This window comes from Actinomadura violacea (assembly GCF_017573465.1).
In the GTDB taxonomy this organism is placed as follows: domain Bacteria; phylum Actinomycetota; class Actinomycetes; order Streptosporangiales; family Streptosporangiaceae; genus Spirillospora; species Spirillospora violacea.
Window position 1 is genome coordinate 124,267 of record NZ_JAGEPF010000017.1, and the last position, 18,942, is coordinate 143,208.

23 protein-coding genes are annotated in these 18,942 nt (G+C 73.1%); 13 read left to right on the forward strand and 10 right to left on the reverse strand.

Translation table 11 applies throughout. The features are described 5' to 3' along the window. Positions 1 to 66 precede the first annotated feature (66 nt). The gene (locus J4709_RS27425; protein WP_208244685.1) at positions 67 to 834 is read right to left on the reverse strand and encodes a deoxyribonuclease IV; all 768 of its coding nucleotides are present in this window, start codon (positions 832 to 834) and stop codon (positions 67 to 69) included. An 87-nt stretch (positions 835 to 921) separates the two neighbouring features. After that, on the reverse strand, positions 922 to 1,230 hold the full coding sequence (locus tag J4709_RS27430; RefSeq protein ID WP_208244686.1) for a hypothetical protein: 309 nt from the start codon (positions 1,228 to 1,230) through the stop codon (positions 922 to 924). A 257-nt stretch (positions 1,231 to 1,487) separates the two neighbouring features. Here J4709_RS27430 and J4709_RS27435 point away from each other — a divergent pair, with 257 nt between their 5' ends. The 6 genes from J4709_RS27435 to J4709_RS27460 all read left to right on the forward strand — a co-directional run bounded on the left by J4709_RS27435 (position 1,488) and on the right by J4709_RS27460 (position 4,863). After that, complete coding sequence (locus J4709_RS27435) at positions 1,488 to 1,652, forward strand: hypothetical protein (protein ID WP_173097677.1); 165 nt, start codon at positions 1,488 to 1,490, stop codon at positions 1,650 to 1,652. 272 nt (positions 1,653 to 1,924) lie between these two features. Next, the gene (gene rpsF, locus J4709_RS27440; RefSeq protein ID WP_208244687.1) at positions 1,925 to 2,215 is read left to right on the forward strand and encodes a 30S ribosomal protein S6; all 291 of its coding nucleotides are present in this window, start codon (positions 1,925 to 1,927) and stop codon (positions 2,213 to 2,215) included. Positions 2,216 to 2,252: 37 nt separating this feature from the next. Then, entirely contained in the window at positions 2,253 to 2,831 is a 579-nt protein-coding gene (locus tag J4709_RS27445; protein ID WP_208244688.1) for a single-stranded DNA-binding protein, read from the forward strand. 73 nt (positions 2,832 to 2,904) lie between these two features. Continuing rightward, positions 2,905 to 3,141: a 30S ribosomal protein S18 gene (rpsR, locus tag J4709_RS27450; protein WP_019631633.1), complete on the forward strand. Its 237-nt coding sequence runs from the start codon at positions 2,905 to 2,907 to the stop codon at positions 3,139 to 3,141. 17 nt (positions 3,142 to 3,158) lie between these two features. Then, complete coding sequence (rplI, locus tag J4709_RS27455; RefSeq protein ID WP_173097679.1) at positions 3,159 to 3,605, forward strand: 50S ribosomal protein L9; 447 nt, start codon at positions 3,159 to 3,161, stop codon at positions 3,603 to 3,605. Between the two features lie 292 nt (positions 3,606 to 3,897). Continuing rightward, complete coding sequence (locus tag J4709_RS27460) at positions 3,898 to 4,863, forward strand: peptidoglycan recognition protein family protein (protein ID WP_372442157.1); 966 nt, start codon at positions 3,898 to 3,900, stop codon at positions 4,861 to 4,863. A gap of 25 nt (positions 4,864 to 4,888) precedes the next feature. Here the strand turns inward: J4709_RS27460 and J4709_RS27465 are convergent, their stop codons facing one another. Together J4709_RS27465 and J4709_RS27470 are read right to left on the reverse strand one after the other, a co-directional pair. Further along, positions 4,889 to 5,077: a hypothetical protein gene (locus J4709_RS27465; RefSeq protein ID WP_208244690.1), complete on the reverse strand. Its 189-nt coding sequence runs from the start codon at positions 5,075 to 5,077 to the stop codon at positions 4,889 to 4,891. A 102-nt stretch (positions 5,078 to 5,179) separates the two neighbouring features. Further along, a complete protein-coding gene (locus J4709_RS27470) occupies positions 5,180 to 6,676 on the reverse strand; it encodes an FAD-dependent monooxygenase (protein WP_208244691.1) in 1,497 nt (498 codons plus the stop codon). A gap of 89 nt (positions 6,677 to 6,765) precedes the next feature. On the opposite strand from J4709_RS27470, the gene J4709_RS27475 reads away from it, so the two are divergent. Further along, positions 6,766 to 7,428: a TetR/AcrR family transcriptional regulator C-terminal domain-containing protein gene (locus J4709_RS27475; RefSeq protein ID WP_208244692.1), complete on the forward strand. Its 663-nt coding sequence runs from the start codon at positions 6,766 to 6,768 to the stop codon at positions 7,426 to 7,428. On the opposite strand, the gene J4709_RS27480 is transcribed toward J4709_RS27475, so the two are convergent. Further along, a complete protein-coding gene (locus J4709_RS27480) occupies positions 7,370 to 8,686 on the reverse strand; it encodes an MATE family efflux transporter (RefSeq protein ID WP_307801597.1) in 1,317 nt (438 codons plus the stop codon). The genes J4709_RS27475 and J4709_RS27480 overlap by 59 nt on opposite strands. A 337-nt stretch (positions 8,687 to 9,023) precedes the next feature. Between J4709_RS27480 and dnaB the strand changes: the two genes are divergently transcribed. The 3 genes from dnaB to J4709_RS27495 are packed head-to-tail and all read left to right on the forward strand — an operon-like array spanning position 9,024 to position 12,962. Further along, complete coding sequence (gene dnaB, locus J4709_RS27485) at positions 9,024 to 11,747, forward strand: replicative DNA helicase (RefSeq protein WP_208244694.1); 2,724 nt, start codon at positions 9,024 to 9,026, stop codon at positions 11,745 to 11,747. 27 nt (positions 11,748 to 11,774) lie between these two features. Next, entirely contained in the window at positions 11,775 to 12,494 is a 720-nt protein-coding gene (locus J4709_RS27490; RefSeq protein WP_232384129.1) for a Type 1 glutamine amidotransferase-like domain-containing protein, read from the forward strand. A 48-nt stretch (positions 12,495 to 12,542) separates the two neighbouring features. Next, on the forward strand, positions 12,543 to 12,962 hold the full coding sequence (locus tag J4709_RS27495; protein WP_208244696.1) for a YunG family protein: 420 nt from the start codon (positions 12,543 to 12,545) through the stop codon (positions 12,960 to 12,962). Here the strand turns inward: J4709_RS27495 and J4709_RS27500 are convergent. Beyond that, positions 12,956 to 13,216, reverse strand: coding sequence for a hypothetical protein (locus J4709_RS27500; protein WP_208244697.1), 261 nt, complete (start codon positions 13,214 to 13,216; stop codon positions 12,956 to 12,958). The two genes, J4709_RS27495 and J4709_RS27500, sit on opposite strands and share 7 nt — an antisense overlap. An 86-nt stretch (positions 13,217 to 13,302) precedes the next feature. Between J4709_RS27500 and J4709_RS54925 the strand changes: the two genes are divergently transcribed. Beyond that, entirely contained in the window at positions 13,303 to 14,805 is a 1,503-nt protein-coding gene (locus tag J4709_RS54925) for an alpha/beta fold hydrolase (RefSeq protein WP_208244698.1), read from the forward strand. Between the two features lie 11 nt (positions 14,806 to 14,816). Here J4709_RS54925 and J4709_RS27510 read toward each other — a convergent pair whose 3' ends face one another. Both J4709_RS27510 and J4709_RS27515 read right to left on the reverse strand, forming a co-directional pair. Beyond that, complete coding sequence (locus J4709_RS27510; RefSeq protein WP_208244699.1) at positions 14,817 to 15,323, reverse strand: GNAT family N-acetyltransferase; 507 nt, start codon at positions 15,321 to 15,323, stop codon at positions 14,817 to 14,819. Further along, the gene (locus tag J4709_RS27515; protein WP_208244700.1) at positions 15,320 to 15,778 is read right to left on the reverse strand and encodes a MarR family winged helix-turn-helix transcriptional regulator; all 459 of its coding nucleotides are present in this window, start codon (positions 15,776 to 15,778) and stop codon (positions 15,320 to 15,322) included. The genes J4709_RS27510 and J4709_RS27515 overlap by 4 nt, the downstream gene beginning before the upstream one ends. Before the next feature lie 87 nt (positions 15,779 to 15,865). On the opposite strand from J4709_RS27515, the gene J4709_RS27520 reads away from it, so the two are divergent. Further along, positions 15,866 to 16,255 (forward strand): nuclear transport factor 2 family protein, encoded by a 390-nt coding sequence (locus J4709_RS27520; RefSeq protein WP_173097685.1) that lies wholly within the window; start codon positions 15,866 to 15,868, stop codon positions 16,253 to 16,255. Positions 16,256 to 16,263: 8 nt separating this feature from the next. Here the strand turns inward: J4709_RS27520 and J4709_RS27525 are convergent, their stop codons facing one another. Together J4709_RS27525 and J4709_RS27530 are read right to left on the reverse strand one after the other, a co-directional pair. Then, positions 16,264 to 17,052: an SDR family NAD(P)-dependent oxidoreductase gene (locus J4709_RS27525; RefSeq protein ID WP_208244702.1), complete on the reverse strand. Its 789-nt coding sequence runs from the start codon at positions 17,050 to 17,052 to the stop codon at positions 16,264 to 16,266. 91 nt (positions 17,053 to 17,143) lie between these two features. Then, positions 17,144 to 17,920, reverse strand: a complete 777-nt coding sequence (locus J4709_RS27530) for an alpha/beta fold hydrolase (RefSeq protein ID WP_208244703.1) — start codon at positions 17,918 to 17,920, stop codon at positions 17,144 to 17,146. A gap of 164 nt (positions 17,921 to 18,084) precedes the next feature. Here J4709_RS27530 and J4709_RS27535 point away from each other — a divergent pair, with 164 nt between their 5' ends. Beyond that, positions 18,085 to 18,939 carry a helix-turn-helix transcriptional regulator gene (locus tag J4709_RS27535; RefSeq protein ID WP_232384130.1) on the forward strand — a complete coding sequence of 285 codons (855 nt, stop codon included), beginning with the start codon at positions 18,085 to 18,087 and terminating at the stop codon, positions 18,937 to 18,939. Positions 18,940 to 18,942 lie beyond the last annotated feature (3 nt).

The following is an 18,942-nucleotide window of genomic DNA, read 5'->3' on the forward strand; positions in this document are numbered from 1 at the left end:
CCGTCCGCCGCCCGGCGCCGGAACGTCCCCCCGGGCCCGCCTGCGCCGCCCCGGAGGCCCGGCCGATCAGAGGTTGTCGCGCAGCCAGGAGATGTCGGCGGCCTGGCCGGCGGCGGGCGTCTCCACCACGACCGGCGCGTCCGCCGCCCGCACCACGGTGAGGATCAGCTCGGGGTCGATGCTGCCGCTGCCGAGGTTGGCGTGCCGGTCGGCGCCGGACCCGAACGCGTCCCGGCTGTCGTTGCAGTGCACGAGGTCGATGCGGCCGGTAATGGCCTTGATCCGGTCGACCGCGTCGACGAGCTCCTCGCCGGCGGCGTGCGCGTGGCAGGTGTCGAGGCAGAAGCCGAGCTTGTCCTCCAGCCCGGGGACGCCCGACAGCACCTCCCACAACCGGGAGATCCGGTCGAACCTGCGGGCCATCGCGTTGCCGCCGCCCGCGGTGTTCTCGATGAGCACCGGGATCGGGCAGTCGGTGCGCTCGAACACCTTGCGCCAGTTCTCGAAGCCGGTCTCCGGGTCGTCGTCCTTCAGCACGTGCCCGCCGTGCACGATCAGCCCCTTCGCGCCGATCGACGCGGCCGCCTCCAGCTGCTGGGCGAGGTTCTTTCGGCTCGGGATGCGGATCCGGTTGTTGGACGTCGCCACGTTGATCGTGTACGGGGCGTGCACGTAGACGTCCACGCCGGAGCCCGCCAGCGCTTCGACGCCCTCCGGCAGGACGGGCTTCTTCCAGCCCTGCGGGTCGCCGAGGAAGAACTGGACGACGTCGGCTCCTACCGCGCGGGCGTTGTCGAGCGGGTCGGTCTGGTCGACGTGGGCTCCGATGCGCATGGCACCGAGGTTATCCGCGCCCTGCGACGTTTCGCTCCGCAACGCGCGCCGGCGGGGGTGCGGTGCGCCGGCGGAGGCGGTGCGCGGTCAGAGCGAGAAACCGCCGTGGCTGATCGCGAAGCCGGCGCCGACGAACGAGCCGACCATGCCGATGACGTTCAGCCAGCGCTCGTTGGTCGTCGCCGAGATCATCTGGGAGACGAGCGCGAGCGGCAGCCCGATGACGCCGACGACGAGGCCGACGAAGTGGGCCGACGGGATGCCCCCGCCGAGGACGAGCGCGGCGATCCCGAGGGTGAACGCCACGACGGCGAGGACGTCCTGCAACCGGTGGCTCTCGGGCTCCGCCCGGCTCTCCGCGGTCGCGTGCCGACTGCCGGCTACCTGGTCGGGCATCCGGACCTCCTCACTTCATGGTGCCCCGCGCGCGACGCGTGGTGGGCGCGGGACCGGACGGACCATGTGCGTAAAGGAATGCCCAGCCGATCGGAAGATCAACCGGCGGAGCCGCTCGAAATGTCGGCGCCAGGGGGTACGGTCGAACAAGGATTCGAGAACACGGCCGGGACCCGGGCGGACGCCGGGGTCCGGGAGGAGCGAACCGTGAGGGAGAGCGTGCCGGCCCGCGCGGGCCGGGGAGCGGAGGCGAGGCGATGAACTCCAGCGAACTCGTGGTCATCGGCGACGCGGAGCTCGTCGAGGAGCTGTCCATGCTGACGACCCAGACCGCCCGCATGCGGGCGCGGATGGCCGACATCATGGCCGAGCTCGAACGGCGGCGCCGCAGTACCCCGGGCCATCCGGCCGCGCGCCGCTGACCGCCCGCCGCGCCTCCGCGTCCGTCCCGCGCGCTCGACGGCCGGGCCCGGTACGCCCGGCGGCTCGGGTCGGGCAGGCCGGGCGGCCGGGTCCCGCGGGTCCGGCGGACCGGCCGGAACCGGCTCGTACGCTGCCAACTGTTGGTAGCCTGTACCGGTCCCGCGGCAGGCGCGCCCGGCGAATCCGGGTCCGGCGCGGCCGCGGGGGACGCAAGAGCCCTCCTGTCACGGAGAGACCGTGACCGCCAGTCCAGAGGAGGTAGGGACACAGCATGCGTCGATACGAACTGATGGCGATCCTCGAACCCGGCATCGACGAGCGCACCGCGAACGCGGCGCTCGACCCGTTCCTGAAGGTCGTCAAGGACGCCGGCGGCAGCGTCGAGAAGGTCGACGTCTGGGGCCGCAGGCGCCTGGCGTACGACATCCAGAAGAAGTCCGAAGGCATCTACGCGGTGGTCGACCTCTCGGCTGAGCCCGCCACGGTCAAGGAGCTCGACCGGCAGCTCAACCTGAGCGAGTCGATCCTGCGTACCAAGGTCATCCGCCCCGAGGTCCACTGAGCCCGGCTCAGTCCTCACACCAGCCGGAGCGAGCCCCATGGCAGGCGACACCGTAATCACGATCGTCGGGAACCTCGTCGAGGACCCGAATCTGCGCTTCACCTCCAGCGGCCAGGCGGTCGCGTCCTTCCGCATCGCGTCGACGCCGCGGTTCTTCGACCGCCAGAGCAACGACTGGAAGGACGGCGAGGCGCTCTTCCTGACCTGCAACGTCTGGCGGCAGGCCGCCGAGAACTGCGCCGAGACCCTGCAGCGCGGCATGCGGGTGATCGTGCAGGGCCGGCTGAAGCAGCGCTCGTACGAGACCCGCGAGGGTGAGAAGCGCACCGTCTTCGAGATCGAGGTCGACGAGGTCGGCCCCTCGCTGCGCAATGCCACCGCGAAGGTCAACAAGACCCAGCGGCAGGGCGGCGGTGGCGGCGGTTTCGGCGGCGGTGGCGGCCAGGGCGGCGGCGGCTTCGGCGGCGGCGGCCAGGGCGGCGGGTTCGGTGACGGCGGCCAGCAGGGCGGCGGCTTCGGCGGCGGCGGCCAGCAGGGCGGCCAGGCCAACGACCCCTGGGCGACCGGCGGCGGCGGTGGCGGCGGCGGCGGTTTCTCCGACGACCCGCCGTTCTAACCGCGCAGAACGACCTACGACACTTTCCACGTCCATTCCCGCGTGAGCGGGGCTCTCCCAAAGGAGCACCACGATGGCGAAGCCACCTCCCCGCAAGCCGAAGAAGAAGGTTTGCGTTTTCTGCCAGGAGAAGATCTCCTACGTCGACTACAAGGACACGGGCCTGCTGCGGAAGTTCATCTCCGACCGCGGCAAGATCCGTGCCCGGCGGGTGACCGGCAACTGCACCCAGCACCAGCGGGACGTCGCCACGGCGATCAAGAACGCCCGTGAGATGGCGCTGCTGCCGTACACCAGCACCGCGCGCTGAGGCAGGGGGTAACGAACATGAAGCTCATCCTGACCCAGCAGGTCTCCGGGCTCGGCGAGCCCGGTGACGTCATCGAGGTCCGCGACGGCTACGGCCGCAACTACCTGGTCCCGCGCGGGTTCGCGATCCAGTGGACCCGGGGCGCCGAGAAGCAGATCGACTCGATCAAGAAGGCGCGTTCGGCCCGCGAGATCGCGACCGTCGAGCACGCCAAGGAGGTCGCCGGCCAGCTGGCGGCGCTGCGCGTGACGCTGCGCACCCGCACCGGCAGCAACGGCCGGCTGTTCGGCGCGGTGACCGCCGCCGACATCGCCGACGCGGTGCGCGCGGCCGACGGCCCCGAGCTGGACCGCCGCCGGATCGAGATCGGCAACCCGATCAAGACGGTCGGCACCCACCGCGTCAGCGTGCGGCTGCACAGCGACGTGAACGCCACGATCGACGTCAACGTCGTCGAGGCCTGACCTGGACGTCCGCCGCCGCGGGTGACACCCGCGGAGACCGGACGTCACGGACGACCCTCGCGTCCCGGGAGCAACCCGGGCGCGGGGGTCGTTCCGCTTTCCGGCCGGTGGTCCGCTCCCGGTCCGCGTCGCCTCTCGTCCCTGCAATCTCTTGCACAAGAGCAGGGTCGACCCGTCCCGGATCTCTCTGGGTTTCATGTGAAACGTCCCTGAACCGCCCGGTGTTTGGGTGATCGTCTGAGCGGCCATGACGTTCCGTGATCAGATCATCGCGGGGCGAAGGGGGACGGTGTTGATCGCGCAATCGGGGGACGGCGCGGCCGGCCGGGAACGCGACGGGACGGCGCTGACGCGCCGGTCGGTGATCGGCGGCGTGGTGGGCGCGGGGCTGCTGGAGGCGCTGGCGTTCGGCTCGCCGTTCGGGGCGAGGGCGCTGGCGGACGGCCCTTCGGCGGGCCCTGACCTGGACGGCGTGACCGGCACGGTGCCGCCCGACCCGGCGGCCGGCCGCCTGCTCGACGAGCGGGCGCCCCTGTTCACGGCGGACGCGCCGCACATCTACACGCGCGCGCAGTGGAAGGCCCGTCCGCCCAAGCGTCCGGCCAAGGTCCTGGACCGCGCGCCGGACCACATCGTCGTGCACCACACCGACACGGGGAACTCCACCGACTACTCGGTCGCGCACGCGTTCGGGCTGTCGCGCTACATCCAGAACTTCCACATGGACAAGCGCGGCTGGGACGACAGCGGGCAGCAGCTCACGATCAGCCGGGGCGGCGCCGTGATGGAGGGCCGCAACCGGAGCCTGGCGTCCATCCGCGCCGGTGAGCTGGTGAAGGGCGCGCAGGTCCTGCACAACAACGACCACACCCTCGGGATCGAGAACGAGGGCAACTACATGAGGACGGCGGTCCCCGGCCGCCTGTGGGCCTCCCTGATGGAGGTGTGCGTGTGGCTGTGCCGGGAGTACGACCTGGATCCGGCGGAGGCGATCGTGGGGCACCGCGACTTCAACCAGACCTCGTGTCCGGGTGACGTGCTGTACTCGCGGCTGCCGGCGCTGCGCCGCGCCGTCGCGGACCGGCTGGAGGGCTCGTCGGAGCCGAAGCCGAAGAGCAAGCCCAAGGGCAAGCCCAAGGCGCCGCCGAAGCCCAAGCCGAAGCCGAGGCCGGACGACGGCGACGACGACCCGGGCAACCCGACGCAGTACTACCAGGGTGACGACGACTGGCCCGGGCTGCTGAACCTGAACTGGTGACGCCGGGCCGGGCGCGGGCGGGCGGTCACGTCTCGGGAGTGGTGTAGCGGGTGCGGCTGCGGGCGATCTCCGGGTCGATGCCCTCGACCAGCGACCAGATGCCGGCGACGCGTTCCACCAGCGTCTCCGGCGGCAGCCCGGCCAGGCCCTCCGCCGCGAGGTCGTCGATCGCCTGCGTGAGCCGGGCCATCCGCTCGCCGTGGGTGGAACACATGTTCGAATAGTAGCGAGTGGGGCGGAGGAGGCGCGTGCGCTTCCGGAAATCCCCCGCCTCCCCGCTCGCGCGGCCACGGCCCCGCACGCCGGCGGCGGCCGCTCAGGCCGCCGGCACCCGGGCGGCGCCGTACCAGCGGGTCAGCGCGTCCTCCAGCGGCGCCGCGTCACCCGACGTCCACGCGACGAACCCGTCCGCCCGCACCAGGATCGACGCGCCCGGCGCCAGGCCGGACGTCCCGGCCACCACGTCGACGCGGCCCGCCCAGCCCGCCGCGGCCGCGGCGTGCACCTCGTCCGCGGCGATGAGCACCCCTCGCCCGGACCGCTGCAGATCGGCGAGCCGTACCTCGCCGCCGGGCGTCCGGACGGCCGTGTCCGGCGCGTAGCAGCGGCCGACGATGTCCTGGGCCGAACCGAGGTCGTACCGGACGTCCGACCCGGTGATGACGCCGGTGAGGTACCGGTTCGCGTCGTCGTGGTCGAGCATCCGGGTGAAGATCTCGCGCAGCGCGTCCACGTGCGGGCCCGGCCGCAGCAGCGCCACCTGCGCGCGCGTGTTGTCGAGCACCCGCGCCGCGACCGGGCGCCTCTCCTCGGTGTAGGTGTCGAGCAGGGCGTCCGGCGCCTCGCCGCGCGCCACCAGCGCGAGTTTCCAGCCGAGGTTGGCGGCGTCGCCGAGGCCGAGGAGCAGGCCCTGCCCGCCGAACGGCGAGTGCACGTGCGCCGCGTCGCCCGCCAGCAGCACGCGGCCGTCGCGGTAGGTGTCGGCCAGCCGCGCGTTGTCGGTGAAGCGGGTTAGCGACGCCGCGGACTTCAGGGTGACCCGCGTGCCGGTGATGCGCCGCGCGGCGGCCTGCACCTCGGCCAGGGTGACGGGCGCGTCGCGGTCGGCCGGCGGGCCGTCGAACTCCACCATGAGCAGCCGTCCGGGTGTCGGGCCGTTGACCAGCAGGCCGCCGGGATAGCGGTTCCATCTGCGCGGCGCGAAGCCCGGGTCGTCGAGCTCGGCGAGGGCCTGGTAGCCGGTGATGATCCCGTCCGTGCCGGGGAACGCGAACCCGCCGAGCTTGCGGACCCGGCTGCGGCCGCCGTCGGCGCCGACCAGGTGCCCGGCGCGCAGCTCGTACCGCCCGTCCGGGCCGCCGACGGTCAGCGTGACACCGGCGCCGTCCTGCTCGTAGGCGTGCAGTTCGTGCTCGCGGCGGATCTCGGCGCCGAGCCCGGCGGCGTGCTCGGCGAGCAGCTCTTCCAGCCGGTCCTGCGGGATGATGGCGAGCCCGGCCGCCTCGTAGGGGGTCTCGCGCAGCGCCCAGATGCCGGCGAAGTGCCCGCGCGGCACCGATCCGCCGCGGAGTGCGGGCTTGGCCGCCGCCACCATGATCGACTCCTGGATCCGGGTAATGGCGTCGGTGAGCCCGCGCCGGTCGAGCATCTCGGCGGCGCGGCCGTGGACGGCGCCCGCCTTCACCCGCCGGTCGACCGCGGCGAGCCGCTCCAGGACGACCACCTCGACGCCGTGCAGCCGCAGCTCGACGGCCAGCGCGAGCCCGATCGGCCCCGCCCCCGACACGACGACCCCGGTGTGCTGCCGTTCCATCCCAGCCTCCTTAACGCCGTTAAATTTAACGGCGTTAAGTTTGCTTCGGCCTCGTTAGGCTGTCAACCCCGCGATCGAAGGGCGCCCGCATGAAACTGGAACGGGACGAGGTGGTCCGCACCGCCATCCGGCTGCTGGACGAGGTGGGTCTGGACGCCCTCAGCCTGCGCCGGCTGGCCCGCGAACTCGGCGTGCAGGCGCCCGCGCTCTACTGGCATTTCGCGAACAAGCAGGAGCTTCTCGACGAGATGGTCTCGATGATGGCCGCCGGGTCGCGGCGGCGGGAGACGCCGGCGCCCGGCCAGTCCTGGGACGACTGGCTCACCGCCCTCGCCCGCGACCTGCACGCCGGGTACCGGGCGCACCGCGACGCCGTCCGACTCGCCGCCGGGAGCCGCCCCACCGCAGACCGGGCACCCGCGATCGAGGGCATGCTCCGCGCTCTGTGCGACGCCGGGTTCACCCCCGGCGAGGCGCTGCTCAACATCCTCGCCCTCACCGACTACGTCGGCGGCGCCGCCCTCGAAGAACAGGCCGGGCGCGACCGCGAGGACGACGGGCTCGAGCGCCTCCAGGGCGCGCCGTCCGGCGAGGGTCTGCTGGGGCGGGCCGTCGCCGAGATCCAGAGCCCCGGCGCCGCCTTCGAACACGGGCTCGGGCTGCTCATCGACGGCATGCGCGCGCGCCTTGCCGCTAGCGGACGGCGCCCGTCACCATCCAGCGGTCACCGCGGGCCCGCAGCCCCAGCGTGACCATCCGCGTCGCCATCCACAGCCCGATCGCCGTCCACAGCCCCACCAGCCCGGCGTCCGCGCCGTAGAACAGCAGCGCCGCCGGGAGGAACACCACCGTCGCGACCAGCGTCGTCACCGCCAGGTAGGCGCCGTCGCCCGCGCCGATCAGGATCCCGTCCAGCACGAACACCACGCCCGCGATCGGCTGCAGCACCGCCACGAGCAGCAGCGACACCAGCAGCAGATGCCGGACGTCGCCGTCCGAGGTGAACAGGTCCGGCAGCCACGGCCGCACCGCCAGCACGGCCAGCCCGAACGCCACCCCGCACGCCACGCCCCAGCCCACCATCCGGCGGGTGACGGCCCGCGTTCCGGCCACGTCCGCCGCGCCGAGGTACCGTCCGGTGATCGCCTGGCCCGCGATCGCGATGGCGTCCAGCGCGAACGCCAGCAGCGTCCACACCTGGAACCCGACCTGGTACGCGGCGATCTCCGCGTCGCCCATCCGCGCGGCGATCGACGTCCCGACGATCAGCACGATCCGCAGCGCCGCCGTCCGCAGCAGGAGTCCGAAACCGGCCGTCGCGGACGTCCGCAACCCGGCCCAGTCGGGGCGGACCGGCGCGCCCTCCCGGCGTGCCGCCCGCAGCACCACCGCGACGTACACCGCCGCGCTGCCGGTCTGCGCGAGCACCGTGCCCCACGCCGACCCGGCGATCCCCCACCCGAGCACCAGTACGAACACCGCGTTGAGCAGCAGGTTCACGGTGAACCCGCCGATCGAGACGGCGAGCGGCGTCCGGGCGTCCTGCAGGCCGCGCAGCACGCCCGTCCCGGCCAGCACCACCAGCATCGACGGGATCCCGAACAGGCTGATCCGCAGGTAGGTCTCGGCGAACGGCGCCACCGCGGCGGACGCGCCGAACGCGTCCACGATCGGCGGAATCAGCGGCCAGCCCGCCGCGATCAGCACCGCGCCGATGGCGACCGCCAGCCACATCCCGTCGATGCCCTGCCGCACCGCCGCGCGCCGGTCCCCCGCGCCGATCCGCCGCGCGACGCCCGCGGTCGTGCCGTAGGCGAGGAAGACGCACAGGTAGACGAGCGTGTTCAGGGCCTGCCCGGCGACGCCGAGCCCGCCGAGCTGCGCCGTCCCCAGGTGCCCGACGATCGCCGAGTCCGACAGCAGGAACAGCGGCTCGGCCACGAGCGCGCCGAAGGCCGGCACCGCCAGGCGCAGGATCTCCCGGTCGTACCGGCCCGCCCGGAACCTCACCACACCGCCCCCGGACTCGGTAACTCTTCAAAGAAGTTCACACCTTACAGCACCCGGATCCGCGAACTTTCTCTCCCCCACACCCGGTGGACGGTGTTTTCCCAGCTCACGACGTGCCAGATGAAGCAACGAACGAACTTTCCCCAGAGTTGTCCACAGGTCGTGCACAACATGGCCCGCGTGTCTGCACAGGTATTCCACAGGTTCGTCCACACGTGCCTTTGCTCCCGCCCGCGTGGGCTCGGGAGAATGTCGGACGCCTGAGGTAGACGTGATGAGTAACGGCCGGCGATGGGCGGACGGGGCGCCCGGCGGCCGGGAGGAAGGGGGTGCGCAGGTGAGCGTGACCGAGCTCGGACCGCACGAGCAGGAGTTCGAACGCACCCCACCGCACGACATCGCGGCCGAGCAGGGCGTGATCGGCGGCATGCTGCTCTCCCAGGACGCCATCGCCGAGGTCGTCGAGGTGCTGCGCACGCAGGACTTCTACCGCCCCGCCCACCAGATCATCTACGACATCGTCCTCGACCTGTACGGCCGCGGCGACCCCGCCGACGCCGTCACCGTCGCCGGCGAGCTCACCAAGCGCGGCGAGATCGGCCGCATCGGCGGCGCCCCCTACCTGCACACGCTGATCTCCTCGGTGCCGACCGCCGCCAACGCCGGCTACTACGCCAAGATCGTGCACGAGCGCTCGGTGCTGCGCCGCCTCGTGGAGACCGGCACCCGCATCGTCCAGATGGGCTACGCCGCCGACGGCGCCGACGCCGACGAGGTCCTCGACCGCGCCCAGGCCGAGGTCTTCGCCATCGCCGAGAAGCGCGCCGGCGAGGACTACGTGCCGCTCAGCGAGATCATGCCCGGCGCCCTCGACGAGATCGAGGCGATCGGCAGCCGCGGCGGCCAGATGGTCGGCACCCCCACCGGCTTCGCCGACCTCGACGCCCTCACCAACGGCCTGCACCCCGGCCAGATGATCGTCGTCGCTGCCCGCCCCGCGATGGGCAAAGCTCTCAAATTGGACACACTGCTCCCGACCCCTACGGGCTGGACGACGATGGGCGAGGTCGCGGTCGGCGACCACCTGATCGGCGCCGACGGCAAGCCGACCCGCGTCGTCGCGGCCACCGAGGTCATGCACGGCCGCCCCTGCTACGAGGTCGAGTTCTCCGACGGCGAAGTGATCGTCGCCGACGCCCAGCATCAGTGGCGCACCATCACCGGCGACGGCGGCGACGACTCGCGTCCGTCCGCGACCACCGCATCGCGGCCTCTGCCAGGGGGCCCCGCGTCCGCGAACCGCACCGGCGACAACCGCTGCGGCGGCGCGCGCCGCCCGGCTCGCGGCACCGCGCCGAGCGGCGTGGACGACCTCGGTCCCCGGCCGCACCAGACGGCCGCCGTCGCCTCCCTCCTTTACAGCGGCAGGCTGGTCGGCGACCACGTCGGTCACGGCAAGACCGTCGAGGCGGGCCTCGCCCTGGCGGAGCTGATCCGGCGCGGCGACGTCCTCACCGATCGGACGGCCCCGGCCATCATCGACCGACCGCATCGTTCGATCTCCCCCCACCGTGCGCTGGCGCTCCGTACGCACACCGGCCGCGCCGCGCGGCCCTCCCACCGCGCATCCGCCGCCGCCCGGCACGAGGACGGCCGTCCGCTCGCCGGATCGTCCCGGATCCGGACGACCGAGGAGATCTTCGCCGACCTGCGCAGTGACGGGCTTCCCCGCCACGCCGTCGAGGTCGCCGCCGCGTTCGAGCTGCCCGACGCCGACCTGCCCGTCGACCCCTACGTCCTCGGCGTGTGGCTCGGCGCGGGGGAGGACGACGCCCGGATCACCTGCCTCGACGGCGCGGTGATCGCCCAGGTCGAGCTGGCCGGGCAGCCGGTCGTGCCCGAACTCCTCCCCGGCTGCTACCTGCTCCCCGGCCTGCACGGGGGGCTCGCCGCCCTGGGCCTGCTCGACGGCAAGCACGTCCCCGCCGCCTACCTGCGGGCGTCGGTCCCCCAACGGCGCGCGCTGCTGGCCGGCCTCCTCGACGCGTGCGGCAAGTCGTCCCCGGACGGCCGCGTCGACGCAACCCTCCCGTCCGCGCGGCTCGCCGAGGGGGTCCTCGAACTTGTTCACGGCCTCGGCCACCGCGCCGACCTCGACCCGCGCGACGAGCCGATCCACCACCTCTCCTTCACCCCGCACGAGACGGTGTTCCGCTCCCCGCGCAAGGCCGACCGGCAGCGTGCGGGCGGCCGTCCCGGCGCACGGGTGCGGTACATCGTGGACGTGCGGCCGGTCGCGAGCGTGCCGGTGCGGTGCGTCCAGGTCGACAACGCCGACCACATGTACCTCGCCGGGCGGTCCTGCATCCCGACGCACAACTCGACGCTGGCGCTCGACTTCGCCCGTGCCGCATCCATCAAGCACGGCCTGACCTCGGCGTTCTTCAGTCTGGAGATGGGCCGCAACGAGATCACGATGCGGCTGCTGTCGGCGGAGGCGCGGGTGGCGCTGCACGCGATGCGGTCCGGCACCATGCAGGACGAGGACTGGACGCGCCTCGCCCGCCGGATGAGCGAGGTCGCCGAGGCGCCGCTGTTCATCGACGACTCGCCGAACATGTCGATGATGGAGATCCGGGCCAAGTGCCGGCGGCTGAAGCAGCAGCACGACCTGCGCCTGGTGATCATCGACTACCTGCAGCTGATGACGTCCGGCAAGCGGGTCGAGAGCCGTCAGGTCGAGGTGTCGGAGTTCTCCCGTTCGCTGAAGCTGCTCGCCAAGGAGCTGGGCGTCCCGGTCATCGCGCTCTCCCAGCTGAACCGAGGTCCCGAGCAGCGCACCGACAAAAAGCCCATGGTGTCCGATCTACGCGAATCGGGATCCATTGAGCAGGATGCGGACATGGTGATCCTGCTGCACCGGGAGGACGCCTACGAGAAGGAGTCGCCGCGGGCCGGTGAGGCCGACCTGATCGTGGCGAAGCACCGTAACGGCCCGACCGCGACCGTCACGGTCGCCTTCCAGGGCCACTACAGCCGTTTTGTCGACATGGCCCAGTAGCTCCCGTCGCGGGACATAATGCCGATCATGGGGCGTCCTCCGCAGATCCTGGCGTGCTCGGGCATCGTCCATCCGCCCGAGGGCCTGCCGCCCGGCCGGCTGGGCGACCAGACCGGTCAGGCGCTGCGCCTGACCGGGGTCGCGCGCCCGCGGGCGTGCTACATCGCGACGGCCGTCGGCGACCAGCGTCCCTACATCGACCGCTGGTACGAGCGGGCCTCCCGGTACGGGCCGGCCGAGCTGACGCATCTGGAGCTGTTCGTCCGGCCGAACGTCCCGGACGTCGCCGCGCACCTGCTGAAGCAGGACGTGATCTTCGTGTCCGGCGGCAGCGTGGTGAACCTGCTGGCGGTCTGGCGCGCCCACCGGCTGGAGGAGATCCTGCGCGAGTGCTGGGAGAAGGGCGTCGTGCTCGCGGGGACGAGCGCGGGAAGCCTGTGCTGGCACAGCGGAGGAGTGACCGACTCCTTCGGCGACTCCCTGACGGTGTTGAACGACGGCCTGGGCTTCCTGCCCTTCAGCAACGGCGTCCACGACGACCTGGCAGACCAGCCGCGCCGGGCCCGCTATCGACAGGCCGTGGCGGACGGCCTCCTGGCCGCCGGACACGCCACCGAGGACGGCGTCGCCCTCCACTACGTCGGCACCCGGCTGCACCGGGCCGTGGCCGTGCTCCCCGACCGCCGCGCCTGGCGCGTCGAGCCCGACCAGGTCACGGCGATGGAACCGGACCTATGGCTTCCGTGAGCCACCACGAGGGGCTCCGGTGTCAGTGGCGGCTGCGACGCTGCGGACGTGTCCCCATGGAACCTGGAAGCCCTTGCCCAGGCGTTTCGAGCAAGCTGGGCCGCCGACACATGCTCGCCGGACGACCTCGCCCGCGCGGGCTGGCGGCCTGACAACCCCGCCTGGGGTCATTGCGACATCACGGCCCTGGTCGTCCACGACATCTTCGGCGGCGAGCTCGTCGTTGGCGAGGTCCACCGCGAGGGAGAGCAGCAGGGGTACCACTGGTGGAATCGGTTGAGCAGCGGGGTGGAGCTCGATCTGACGCGTGAGCAGTTCCGGGATGGCCAGATCGTCACGGTTGGGCGGGTCGTCGAGCGGCCGCCGGGGCCGTTGCAGCGGCGCCATGAGGAGTACCGGCTGCTGCGTGGGCGTGTTTCCGGACGTCTTGGCCGGCTGCCGGAACCACCAGGAGCCGCGCTTCAGTAGGGGACGTCGACTCCGGCGGCGTGCAGTACGGACAGTGCGAGGGAGAGGCACTGGTCGGCGTCGGCTCCGTCGGCGCGGATCCCGTGCGGCAAGGGGCCGCCGCTCGCCCCGAAGGACCAGGCGGGGCGTCCCTCCGCGAGGCGCTCGGCGTCCACTCTGAGGAAGGCGTTGACGCCCTGCTCGGCGAGCCATTCCAAGATGGGCAGGGCGGCGTCCTCGATGCCGTGCTGCGTCTTAGGCCTGTGCGTCGCCACGCGACGACTCTAGTGACCGGGCTTGGGGGAACTTGAGTGGATTCGGTGACGTCCATCTGAGGGTGCAGGGGAGTCGGTGGGCGTGCGTGGTGGTCGCCGTTGTGGCGGCCGTGGCGGGGGTCGTCGGGTTCGCGACGGCGGACCGGGGGATCGAGCGGCGGTCGGCGGTGGTGTCGGGGGTGCCGGTCGAGGTGGTGCGGCCGGACGGGGCGGCAGGACGGCGTCCCGGGGTGGTGGTCGCCCACGGGCTGTCGGCGAGCATGCAGCTCATGCGGGGGTTCGCGGACACGCTGGCGCGGCGCGGGTACGTGGTCGAGCTGGTGGATCTGGCGGGCGGCGGTGCGAACACCGAGCGGTTGCCGGACCTGGGCGACGGGCCCGCGGCGGACGCGCGGCTGGACCGGGACCTGGACGTCGCGGTCCGCCACCTGCGGGCGATGCCGGGGGTGGACGGGATCGGGCTTCTCGGGCATTCGATGGGCGCCGCCGCGGTGGTGCGGTACGCGGCCGCGCATCCGGACGTGGCGGCGACGGTGGCGATCTCGCAGGGGACGATGCCGTTCGGCGCGTCGGCGTCGAGCCCGCGGGACCTGCTGGCGATCGCGGGCGGGTTCGAGTTCGGCGACTACCGCGAGGGGGCGGTCGGAGCGGTGCGGGCGGCTTATCCACAGGGACGCGCCGGGGTGACGTATGGGGATCCGCGTGCGGGGACGGCGCGGCGGGCCGTCATCGTGGGCGGTGCCGAGCATGTCGGGGTCCTGTTCCAGCCGCGGACGCACCGGGAGGCCGCGGCCTGGTTCGATCGGGCCTTCGGCCGTTCGGGGGACGCGAGGGGTGTCGGGATCCGGCCGTTCCAGCGGGCGGGGTCGGCGTTGCTGCTGTATCTGGCGGCGGTGCTGAGCTTCGGCGCGGTCGCTTCGGCACTGCTGGGGCGGCGGTCCGGCGGTGAGGGCGGCGTGCAGGAGAGGCTCTCGCCGGCCGTTGCGTTGGGGGTGCCGGTGGCGGGGGTGCTCGCCGCGGTCGCGGCGGTGGCGGTGATTCCGCGCGGGGTGCTTCCGGTCGGGCCGGCGGGGCCGCTGGCCGGGTTCTTCGGTGTGATCGGTGTCCTGTGCGCCGCGTTTCCGCTGGTCAGACGAAGGAGTATTGGGCGGCCGGAGGTGCGGACCGTCGCGGCCGCCGTTGTCCTGGCGGTGCTGACCGTGGTGTCGTTCGCCGTGCCCGCGCAGCTCGGCTGGGCGCACGCCGTTCCGGTGGGGCCTCGGGTGTGGGCGCTGGTGCCGGTCGCCGTGTGCGCGATGGCGTTCTTCGCCGGGATCGAGTTGCTGTGCCGCGGATACAGCGCGCGCGCCGCCGCGCTGATCCACGCGTGGACGGCGGCGGGCGCGCTGGCCGGGCTGGGGGCCGCCGCCGTCCTCGGGCTGGTGTCGTGGTTCGTGCTGCTGGTGGCGCCGCTGATCGCCGGGCTGCTGGTGTGGCAGGGCGTGCAGGCGGCGGCGCTGCGGGCCGTCCGGGCGCCGGTGTGGGTGACGGCGCTGGTCGGGGGCGTCCTGCTGGCGTGGCCGATCGCCGTGACGATGCCGATCGGCTGATCGCGCCGGGGTCAGCGGGCGGGGCGCTCGAAGATGAGCTCGCGGCCGTCCCGCTCGTCCCACTGCTCGCCGACGTGGCGGAATCCGTTTCCGGCGAGCGTGGCCAGGGACGCGGCGTTGTCGGGTCTGATCGTCGCGCGGACGGTCCGGACGGACGGTTCGGCGGCGGCGCGGGCGAGGAGCGCGGCGAGCATGGCGGTGGCGTGGCCGCGGCGCCGGTGGGCGGGGGCGACGGAGTAGGAGATCTCGACCATGCCGTTCTCGTCGGGCGCGGAGTGGAAGCCGGTGTGGCCGACGACGGTGCCCTCGGGTTCGGCGACGGCGGCGCGGACGATCCAGGCGGCGTCCTCGGGGGACCGTTCCAGCTGGTCGAGCCGGTACCGCCACAGCCATTTCGCGTCGTCGGTGAGGAAGTACGCGGGGAGGGGGGCTCCGGCGAGGGCGGAGGCGGTCGCGAGGTCGCCGTCCAGCAGCGCGGTCATCACGGGGGGCGGCAGTTCGACGAGGCGGAGGGTCATGGGCGGCTCCTGGCGTGGTGGTCGGTGACGCGGGTGAGCATCTCGGTGAGCCGGGCGCGTTCGGGCGGGGACAGCGGGGCGAGCAGCTCGTCCTGGATGCCGGCGAGGACGGTGTCGAGTTCGTGCAGGTGGCGGCGGCCGGCGGGGGTGAGGGTGATGATGTTGCGGCGCCGGTCGGCGGGGTCGGGGGCGCGTTCGATGAGCTTCTTGTCGCCCATCTGGTTGAGCGCGGCGACGACGTCGCTGCGGTCGATGGCGGCGCGGCGGCCGAGGTCGGCCTGGCTGGCGGGGCCGTACTCCTCGAGCGTGGCGAGGAGCCGGTAGTGGTAGCCGCGGGCGCCGGCGGCGGCGAAGCCGTCGGCGACGAGCCGGTGGCTGTGCGCGGACGCCTGGTTGATCAGCCAGCTGGCGGCGTGCCGGAGCCGCGCGGGCTGCCGGGCGTCGTCGGTGATCATGGCGGCCAGTCTACTTGTTGGCATCACCAATGAATAGCTGTAATGTTGGCTCTACCAACGTTGGCAACGCCAACAAAAGGAGGGGTCATGGAACAGCGCGACCGCGACGAGCTCACCGACCTGATCGGGCGGCTCGGGCTGTGGCTCGACGGCAAGCGCTTCGACGACCCGCGCGCCGTCTTCACCGAGGACGCCGAGGTCACGACGCCCGGCGGGACGTCCAAAGGGGCCGGCGCGCTCGCCGCGCAGGCCCGCCGCAACCACACCGTCCCGACCCAGCACTTCGTCACCAACCCGCTCATCGAGGTCGACGGCGACCGGGCCGGGATCGGCGCGAACCTGCTGGTCGTCTTCGCGCACGAGGACGGCCCGCGCGTGGTCGGCGAGCGCTACGACCTCCAGGCCGCGCGGACGCCGGACGGCTGGCGCATCGCCGGCGTCCGCTCGAACGTGATCTGGGACCTGCGGGCCGCGTGACCCCCGGGTCAGGGGGACGTGAGCCGCTCGGACAGCTCGCGGAGGCGGGCGCGGGCCGCCGGGTCGTAGGCCTGGCCGTCCGCGCGGGACTCGCGCAGCCCGTCGAAGAACCGCCCGGAGACGTCGTCGAGGGCCGGGTCGGTGACGAGCCGGTGCGTCGCGCGGACGCCCTCCTCCAGCGTGCTGATCGGCGACGCGACCATCTTCGTCGGCATGTAGGTGGCGGGGTGCAGGGCGTTCGCGGTGACGCCCGTCCCGGCCAGCTCGTCCGCCAGGTCGACGGTGAACAGGATCTGCGCGAGCTTGCTCTGGCAGTACGCGCGGGTCCCGTTGTAGCCGCGGGTGATCATCGGGTCGTCGAAGTCGATGGCGGTCTGGCCGAGGCTGCTGACGTTGACGATCCGGGCCGGCGCCGAGGCGGTCAGCACGGGCAGCAGCAGCCGGGTGAGCAGGTACCCGGACAGGTAGTTGACCTGGAAGGTCAGCTCGTGGCCGTCGGCGCTCTCGCGGCGCGGCCCGGCGCTGCCGATGCCGGCGTTGTTGACCAGGACGTCCAGCCGGGGGTGGTCGGCGCGGACCCGCTCGGCGAGCGAGCGGGTCTCGGCGAGCGACGACAGGTCGGCCCGGTACCAGGCCGCCGTGCCGCCGATCTCCTTGAGGGTGTCCTCGCCGCGCCGGTCGTCGCGGCCGTGCACCAGCACCGTCGCGCCCTCGGCGGCGAGCTCGCCGGCCAGGGCGCGGCCGAGGCCGTCGGTGGCGCCGGTGATCAGGATGGTCTGCTGGTCGATGGGACGCATGGCCCCATCCTGCTCGACGCGCGGCGGCCGTAACCAGGGCTCGCCCAGCCTGGTACCCGCGACCACCAGGCTGGGCGGCGCGCGCCGGCGGTCACGGCCGGTCGAGGAAGTCCAGGACGAGCTTGGTGAACTCCTCGGGGCGCTCCGCCATCGCGACGTGCCCGGTGTCCAGCTCGGCGTACTCGCTGCCGGCGATGGCCGCGAACAGCTCCCGGTGGTTCTCGACGGGGATCGTCTGGTCGCGGGACGCGCCGACCACCAGCGTCGGCGCGGTGATCCTCGGCAGCAGGCCGCGGATGTCGAGCCGCCGGACGAGGTCGAGCTGCCGCAGCAGCCCGTCCGCCGGCTGCATGAACGCGTGCGACTCCTCGACCGCGTCGTGCCCGATCCGGTTGAGGAACGTGCGGCTGTAGGCGGTGAGCGTCGCGAACCGGCCGAAGGCGTCGGGGACCTCGGCGAGGCCCAGCCACGTGGTCATGTGCTGCCGGACGTACTCGTCGTCCGCGTTGGTCAGGCCCGCGACGGGCACGAGCCGCCGGACGAGGTCGGGCCGCAGCGCCGCCGCCGCGGCGGCGGTCGGGGCGCCGAGCGAGAACCCGACCACGTCGGCGGGGCCGCCGACCGCGTCCTCGATCACCGCGTTGACCTGCGCGGCGAGCGTCTCGATCGTCAGCGGGGCGCCGTCGTCCTCGGCCGGGAGGCTGCCGGACAGGTCGGGCAGGATCACGGTGCGGTGGCCGGTGAACCGGTCGAGGACGCCGTCCCACATGACCGAGCCGGGGCCGGCGCCGTGCACGAGGACGAGGGCGGGCCCGGAGCCCTCGGTGCGGTAGGGCACGCGGGCGTTCCCCACGGTGAGCGTCGTCATTTCCGGCCGTCCCTTCGGTGGTGGTCGATTCCGCCCGGATCGGTTCCGGACGTTCCCGACGCTGCCACCGCGGGTCCGCGATGAGGAGCGGACCGCTTTGGCTAGGACGAACGGTCCTAGCCTGAGCCGTTCTGGCCTGGGCCGCGGCACGCGAACATGGGGGCATGGAGATGGACCGCAGGGAGCTCGCTGACTTCCTCCGCCGCTCGCGGGAGCGGCTGCGCCCGCAGGAGGTCGGCCTGGCCGCCGGGCCGCGCCGCCGCACGCCGGGCCTGCGCCGCGAGGAGGTGTCGCAGCTCGCGGGCATGTCCGCGGACTACTACATGCGGCTGGAGCAGGCGCGCAGCCCGCAGCCGTCGGCGCAGCTGCTCGGCGCGCTCGCCCGCGCGCTCCGCCTCACCCTGGACGAGCGCGACCACCTCTACCTCCTCGCCGGGCACCGGCCGCCCGCCGGGCCGTTCGCGGGCGAGTACGTCCGGCCGGGGCTGCTCTACCTGCTGGACCGGTTGCACGAGACGCCCGCGCAGATCATCGGGGACCTCGGCGACCTGCTCGCGCAGAACGCCCTCGCCGAGGCGCTTTTCGGCTGCGTGTGCACGGTCGACGAGGGGGACCGCAACATCGTGTGGCGGTGGTTCGCCGACCCGTTCGTCCGGTCCGCGTATCCCGAGGAGGAGCACGAGCGGGTCGGCCGCCTGCACGTCGCGCACCTGCGCGCCGCGGTCGCCCGCCGTGGCAACGACGCCGCCGCGTCCGCGCTGGTCGAGCGGCTGCACGGGACCGGTGAGGAGTTCACCCGGCTGTGGGAGCGGCACGAGGTCGCCGTGCACCGCAGCAGCCGGATGAAGGTCGTGCACCCGGAGGTCGGCCTCATCGAGTTCGACACCGAGGCGCTGCTCACCCCCGCCGAGGACCAGCGGGTCTTCGTGTTCACGCCGCCGCCCGGCTCCGGCGCCATCGAGGCCCTCGAACTCCTGCGCGTCATCGGCCCCGAGACCGCGCACCGCAGCCACGTGTGACGG

What these genes read in the sequence shown, in the direction of transcription:
- J4709_RS27520 (WP_173097685.1), top strand. Translation starts at nt 15,866, where the DNA reads ATGGAACAGCGCGACCGCGACGAGCTCACCGACCTGATCGGGCGGCTC.
- J4709_RS27510 (WP_208244699.1), bottom strand. Translation starts at nt 15,323, where the DNA reads ATGACCCTCCGCCTCGTCGAACTGCCGCCCCCCGTGATGACCGCGCTG.
- J4709_RS27445 (WP_208244688.1), top strand. Translation starts at nt 2,253, where the DNA reads ATGGCAGGCGACACCGTAATCACGATCGTCGGGAACCTCGTCGAGGAC.
- rpsR (WP_019631633.1), top strand. Translation starts at nt 2,905, where the DNA reads ATGGCGAAGCCACCTCCCCGCAAGCCGAAGAAGAAGGTTTGCGTTTTC.
- J4709_RS27530 (WP_208244703.1), bottom strand. Translation starts at nt 17,920, where the DNA reads ATGACGACGCTCACCGTGGGGAACGCCCGCGTGCCCTACCGCACCGAG.
- J4709_RS27465 (WP_208244690.1), bottom strand. Translation starts at nt 5,077, where the DNA reads ATGTGTTCCACCCACGGCGAGCGGATGGCCCGGCTCACGCAGGCGATC.
- J4709_RS27475 (WP_208244692.1), top strand. Translation starts at nt 6,766, where the DNA reads ATGAAACTGGAACGGGACGAGGTGGTCCGCACCGCCATCCGGCTGCTG.
- J4709_RS27435 (WP_173097677.1), top strand. Translation starts at nt 1,488, where the DNA reads ATGAACTCCAGCGAACTCGTGGTCATCGGCGACGCGGAGCTCGTCGAG.
- J4709_RS27515 (WP_208244700.1), bottom strand. Translation starts at nt 15,778, where the DNA reads ATGATCACCGACGACGCCCGGCAGCCCGCGCGGCTCCGGCACGCCGCC.
- J4709_RS27470 (WP_208244691.1), bottom strand. Translation starts at nt 6,676, where the DNA reads ATGGAACGGCAGCACACCGGGGTCGTCGTGTCGGGGGCGGGGCCGATC.
- J4709_RS27425 (WP_208244685.1), bottom strand. Translation starts at nt 834, where the DNA reads ATGCGCATCGGAGCCCACGTCGACCAGACCGACCCGCTCGACAACGCC.
- J4709_RS27525 (WP_208244702.1), bottom strand. Translation starts at nt 17,052, where the DNA reads ATGCGTCCCATCGACCAGCAGACCATCCTGATCACCGGCGCCACCGAC.
- rpsF (WP_208244687.1), top strand. Translation starts at nt 1,925, where the DNA reads ATGCGTCGATACGAACTGATGGCGATCCTCGAACCCGGCATCGACGAG.
- J4709_RS27490 (WP_232384129.1), top strand. Translation starts at nt 11,775, where the DNA reads ATGGGGCGTCCTCCGCAGATCCTGGCGTGCTCGGGCATCGTCCATCCG.
- J4709_RS27430 (WP_208244686.1), bottom strand. Translation starts at nt 1,230, where the DNA reads ATGCCCGACCAGGTAGCCGGCAGTCGGCACGCGACCGCGGAGAGCCGG.
- rplI (WP_173097679.1), top strand. Translation starts at nt 3,159, where the DNA reads ATGAAGCTCATCCTGACCCAGCAGGTCTCCGGGCTCGGCGAGCCCGGT.
- J4709_RS27535 (WP_232384130.1), top strand. Translation starts at nt 18,085, where the DNA reads ATGGAGATGGACCGCAGGGAGCTCGCTGACTTCCTCCGCCGCTCGCGG.